Annotated in this window: 3 protein-coding genes; 1 reads left to right on the top strand and 2 read right to left on the bottom strand. The window is 36.8% G+C overall.

What is annotated here, in order from left to right; genetic code table 11:
- A partial coding sequence (locus QZV03_RS11020) for a hypothetical protein (RefSeq protein WP_296876765.1) occupies positions 1-4,610 on the bottom strand: 4,610 nt, incomplete at its 3' end.
- A 145-nt stretch (positions 4,611-4,755) separates the two neighbouring features.
- Between QZV03_RS11020 and QZV03_RS11025 the strand changes: the two genes are divergently transcribed.
- On the top strand, positions 4,756-4,899 hold the full coding sequence (locus tag QZV03_RS11025; RefSeq protein ID WP_296876766.1) for a hypothetical protein: 144 nt from the start codon (positions 4,756-4,758) through the stop codon (positions 4,897-4,899).
- 291 nt (positions 4,900-5,190) lie between these two features.
- On the opposite strand, the gene QZV03_RS11030 is transcribed toward QZV03_RS11025, so the two are convergent.
- Positions 5,191-5,592: hypothetical protein (locus tag QZV03_RS11030; RefSeq protein WP_296876768.1), on the bottom strand; the 402-nt coding region annotated here is incomplete at its 5' end.

Genomic DNA, 5,592 nt, shown 5'->3' on the forward strand with positions numbered 1-5,592 from the left:
TAATTTCCTGCATTGTCAATCTTGACAGTGACAGTTAACTTTACACTGGAACCATTGGACAATTCGCCAACAGACCATACGCCACTAGATGAATCGTAATCATCTGAAGATGCAGAGACAAATGTGAAATCAGCCAATTGACTGTCAGTAACCTTTACGCCGCTTGAATCGTTAGGACCATTATTGGAAACGGTAATTGTGTATGTCACTTCATCGCCAACATTTATTTCTGTCTTGTCGACTGAGATGTCAATTGCCAAGTCAGAAACAGGATCAACGGTAAGTTTAGTTGAATAATCCTCGCTTGCCTTAAGCTCATTTGCTGAAACAGTGGATTTCAATTCCTTGGTTCCAACGAAGCTTGCCTTTGCAAGAATGGAAATGCTTGCTTCATCCCCATTAGCCAAGTCTCCAACAGACCATTCTCCAGAAGATGAGTCATATCCTTGACTTGAAGCCATCAACCTGCTCTTGGTAGAGAGATAATCAGAATCTGTAATGTTGTCAGATACATAAACCAATCCGTCAGGAAGAGTATTTTTCACAATGACTCCGCTTGCATCGTTAGGACCATTGTTCTTAACGGTAACAACCAATTCAACAATGTCATCGTAATTTACTTCGTTGCTGGAAAGGCTTATGGATACGCTTAAATCTGCTACAGGAATAGCCTTGACTTCAGGAGCACTAGCCTTATTGTCATCTGTATTGTTATCAAACTCTTTGGAAGTAACATTAACCTCATTGGTCAATGCATCCAATGAATTAACAGTAGCATACAAGGTCAAAGAAACCTCACTGCCAGAGTCAATGCTTGCGATTTCCCATACACCATTTCCTACATAAGTATCATCTGCTGAACTTACATTCATGCCACTAGGAACGGTATCTGTTACAACCACATTAGTAGCAGTATTCGGACCATTATTGGTTACAGTGATAGTGTAAGTGACAGCGTCTCCATAATAAGGAGTCATGATATCTACGGTCTTGACAATGCTCAAGTCAACTACAGGCTCAGCAACAACACCAGGTGCATCTGCACTGTTGTCAGACTCTTCAGGATCATATTCATTAGCCCTGACAATGACACTATTTTCAATGGTGCCATTAGCAATTGCCCTGACAGTCAAATCTAAAGTAACCGGACTATTCGCAGCCAGCTTGTCAATATGCCATTTATTGGTTTGGTTATCGTATGTTCCAACGCTAGGTGAAGCGCTGACAAACTCAACAAGACTGCTTAAACTGTCATAAACATCAATATCAGTAGCATCGAAAGGACCTAAATTCACAAGATTGACTGTATATGTAATCAAGTCCCCGACTTTTACAGTTTTTTTGTCTACGGTTTTGTTGATTCTCAAATCAGCTACAGGCAATGCCTTTATGGTGCTGATATTGTCTGCATTGTTGGAATCGTTGGAGTCATGCTCGCTGCAGCTTACGCTAACATAATTGTTAATGTCGCCTGCTGAAGTGACATTTGCGACTATTGCCAAAACAGCAGTATATCCACTTCTCAAATTAGTGATATTCCAAATTTTGCCGTTATAGGTTCCTATGCCGGTCTGGCTGGAATCCAAAGCAAGATGGGAATCCAATGCTTCCTCAACGACTACCTCAGTAGCATCACAAGGCCCGTGATTGTGAACTTCTATGGTAAATTCTATTTGGTCTCCGACATGAACCTCGCCGGAGGCTACATTGACCTTTTTAGTGATTTGCAGATCAACTAGAGGATGAACAGTGACAAGAACTTTAGTGCTGTTAGAGAAATAATTTTCGTTTCCGGCAAAGCTAACAGTGATATTGGCCTCACCAACGCCTACAGCAACCATATTTCCATCTTCATCAACAGCAACAACGCTTTCATTGCTGGAAGCATAATCCAATACTCCCGCATTGGAAGGATCTAAAACCGCACCAATATTGACTTGATTCCCTATATACAAGTCAAATGAATCGTTGACTTTGATGGATGTTGGAATCCTATTGTCACTTACAGTGACTGTGACTGTTGCGTTTGAAGGGGCATAATCGTCATTTCCTGCAAAGCTGATAAATACAGTAGTGGTGCCTACAGCCTTAGCCTCTAAATTGCCATAACTGTCAACTACTACAACGCTTTCATTATTGCTTGTGTAGTCTAAAGAACCAGCCCCACTAGGATTCAAGACTGCATTAATCGCATCAAATTCACCAACCATATATGCCAATGCTTCCGGAGCATCAATCCAGGTAGGAGTAATGACACGAACAATAACTTCCTTGCTAGCGGATTTATGGTTTTTATCAACAAGAGTGCTTAACTTTACAGTATAATTGCCTACATCCAGACCAGTGACAATTACTTTTCCATCACTTACGGTAAAGTTATAATCAATGCCAACATACAAGATGGAACTGCCTTTTTTGATGCCGGTTATAGTTACAGTACCATTTTCTGCGGTATAGTTCAATTCAGCATCACTGCCTTTGACAATGGTTGTTCCATTTGCATCAAGACTGGAAGAAGCCTTATAGACATTGAATGAAGTCCTATTATGTGTATACATATAAGGTTCACCCTCTTCAAACTTAGTGAACTGAACATAAGCACCATATCCATCCTTTACATCAAGCAAAGCAGGAAGACGTATAATTTTCCCATTTAACTCATTTTCAGCTACAGTGACATTATAAGCCAATACATTTCCCTTTTTAACGTCATCATTGGAAAATGTGACATCATAGCTTGAATTGGCAAGGTAAATGGTATAATTTCCTGAAACATTAGTGCTTAAATTAACAACAAGGTCTTCGCCATAAACAGCATCAGCAACATTGATCTTAAGAGTGTTGTTTAAGTAATTCAAAGATATAAAAGTACCTTTCTCCTTACCACTTCCTGTATAATAACTATCATCTGGATGGTATGCTTCATAGGAATACACTCCATATGGGAGAGTCTTATACTCATCAAAGAAAACCTGACCATTAATATTGGTTTGCTTTGTAATATTTAGCTTTGCTTTTCCAAGACCCGGAGTAAGGGAATTCCAAACTACTATAGTAATGTTTATACCTGCCTCTTTATTGCTGTTTATAGGAGAGTCACTGGTTACAAAAGAACCATCCCAATAGGTGACATTTTGGAAATTAACACTACCGTAATTTTTAATTGCATTAATGTAATCTTCTTCACCTTTAAAAGTGAAGACTTTGGCATATTCTTGGGAATCCTCAGTTAAACTTACACTATTTGCTTTATTATACCTGAAAGTAGAATCTGCTATAAGGGAAATATTTCCTAGATTGTCTATTGCACCACCATAACTAGCGGAATTGTACTCAAAGGTTGAATTTGCAATAAGTCCTAAATTTTCAACAATTGTGATTGCACCTCCATAATTAGCGGAATTGCGCTCAAATGTTGAATCTGCAATTATAGCCTTTTTAGATTCTTCGCCCATCCAATAGATAGCACCGCCCCTAATGGAAGCGGAGTTTTTCTTAAAGGTACAATTTGTAATGCTAGTGTGATCACCTGAATTTTCCAAGCAGATAGCACCACCAAAAGATAATAAAGAAGATGCTTTATTGTTTTCAAATAGAGAATTGGATATTTGGCAATTTTTTCCTACAAAAAGGATAGCACCACCAAGACTATTAGCCGTATTGCCTCTAAATTGACAGTTATCCACTTTAATATTATCTGCACCTGCCCAAGAATAAATAGCAGCCCCATATCTTCCCGCTTGATTACTAATAAATTGGGAGTTAGATATTACATCATTACTACCCGTTACGAGAATAGCACCTTCACTCTCAGCATAATTGTTTTTAAAAATACAACCATCAATAGTACTCCGATGATCGATTTTAATAGCACTTCCTGAAGTGGCACGATTATTTTCAAACCTGCAGGAAAATACTACACTTCCATGATCAAGTTCGACCGCACCCCCCATTTTAGCAGTATTATTTATAAAGGTAGAGTTAGATACTTTAGATTCGCCAAAAATACTGATAGCGCCACCCGTATCATCTATAACACTATTTGATATAAAAGTGCAGTTTCTAACATGGGCGAAATTCGTATTGAGAAAAACAGCACCCCCAGAACTAACTTGAAAACCTCCTACCTCATTTTCAATAAAGGTACAGTTCTCAATGAGGGCAGTACTCACTTCGTTCCTCCTATCTGTTATATATATAGCGCCACCTTTTGTACTAGCAAAATTTTTAGTGAAAATACAATTAAATATCTTAAGATTTGGAACAGCCTGACAATAAATGGCACCCCCCTCATAGGTTCCTGTGTACCATGTACTGTCATAATAATTATACGCATTTGTAAACTTAATATTAGTTAAATTAACATCTTTAGCATATGAAATAAAAAGTATACGAGTAGTTTTCATTCCATTTAATGTTGCATATTGATCAGACCTATTGGCACCAATTATATTGATAGGTTTATTAATAGTAATCTGACTAAGCCCAATATATGTACGGCCATTTAGATAAATGGTATCCCCAGGGTTTGCCATATCAATTGCATCTTGAATATTTTGAAAGGAACCTCCATTAAGATTGATGTTCTTGCCTAATTTAGAGCTTTGCAAGACATTAGAAGAAGAATCCTTAACATTTTCACTTGAATAATCCTCTTCTAGGGAAGCGTTTGTTGAATCTTGCTTAAGGGTTGCAGCATCATCTACAGAATCCTCTTCATCAATTGACAGATCTTGAGTGGCTAAATCTGCATCAATGGAAGAATCGGGAATAGATAAATCGCTTGCATCTTCAGCTGAAACATTGGATAAACAGGTTAAAAGAGTAAAAATGATTAAAATACCAAGTAACAGTTTCCTTTTGCTTTTCGTTTTTTCACCTCCTTTTACAATCGATTAAATAAAAAATGAAAAAAATATTTCATTCAAAAGCACTTGAATAAAAAAATAAAAATAATATAAAGTTTTATATTAAACCATTAATTTAATAGAGCTTGAAAAATTTATCGCCTCATTTAAAAATGTTAAATAAATTGAATATTCACAAAATATTTCTTTCATTATTTTATATAAAACTATTATTATATAAATATATATAGCTTAAAAATCCTGAAAAAATATATCAAAATGTTCAATTATGACACGGAAAATTAAATTAATTTAAAAAAAAAGAAAAATGTGAAGACGCAAGTTATTTACGTCTTCTTCCTAAATTTGTAGATATTATCATAACAAATGCCAATAAAACAAGCAATATTGGATTACCTGTTTTTGCTAATGCAGGTTCAACAGCACCAGCTGGATTTACATCCTCACCACTGCCATTATCCGGAACAGTTTCATTGTTAATGTCAGGGCCATTGTATGGATCTGTCTCATTAAAAATGTCAGTTTCATTGTCTGGTTCTGTCTCGTTGTTGTTTTCAGCTTCTGTAACAGCAACTATTTCAGAGGATGCCTCGTCATTGGATGAATTGACATCATTTCCATTAACGCTTACAGTAGCAGAGTTTGAGTAATTTCCTGCATTGTCAATCTTGACAGTGACAGTTAACTTTACACTGGAACCATTGGACAATTCGCCAACAGACCA

It is taken from the genome of uncultured Methanobrevibacter sp., from assembly GCF_902788255.1.
In the GTDB taxonomy this organism is placed as follows: domain Archaea; phylum Methanobacteriota; class Methanobacteria; order Methanobacteriales; family Methanobacteriaceae; genus Methanocatella.

Coding starts and splice junctions, on each gene's coding strand:
- QZV03_RS11025 (WP_296876766.1), top strand. CDS start 4,756: ATGGAAGAATCGGGAATAGATAAATCGCTTGCATCTTCAGCTGAAACA.